General features: G+C 55.7%; 1 protein-coding gene. It reads right to left on the bottom strand.

Features of this window, described 5'->3' with window-relative positions; translation table 11 throughout:
- A partial coding sequence (locus tag HMPREF1627_RS01090; RefSeq protein WP_034500403.1) for a UPF0182 family protein occupies positions 1-512 on the bottom strand: 512 nt, incomplete at both ends.

Raw genomic sequence — 512 nt, 5'->3', positions numbered from 1 at the left:
GAAATGTCCGCGAGCGGCTTCACCTGACCGGGGAAGGTCTTCATCCAGGACTTAAGGATCGGATCCTCCTCATCCCACTGGTAGAGGGAAACTGAACCGTCGTAGGCATCAACCACTGCCTTCACCGAGTTACGCATGTAGTTGATGTTCGGCTGCGCGGCGTACAGCGCTGAATCCTGCGTGGAGGCATCCGCAGTTGCTGCGGAAACATTCACGTGCTGCGCATACGGATAGTGGTTCGACGTGGTGTAAGCATCCACGATCCACACGAGGCGTTTAGGCGTGGACGGGTCACCATCCACGTCCACCACTGCCGGGTAGGGCCTACGGTCAAGCGTGAGGTAGGGTGCAACCTTCGAAACTCGTAGTGCCGGGTCACGGTCGTACAGAATCTGCGATTCAGAGTTAATCTGAGACGCGAAGAAGATGTTCGTCGACTGGAACTTGATTGCAAACAGGAGTTTGTTGAAGAAGTTGCCAATGGACGGGCCACCATCACCATCGAACGTGGT

The organism is Actinomyces sp. S6-Spd3, from assembly GCF_000758755.1.
Taxonomy (GTDB): domain Bacteria; phylum Actinomycetota; class Actinomycetes; order Actinomycetales; family Actinomycetaceae; genus Pauljensenia.
This window is presented reverse-complemented; position numbering and strand designations above follow the sequence as displayed.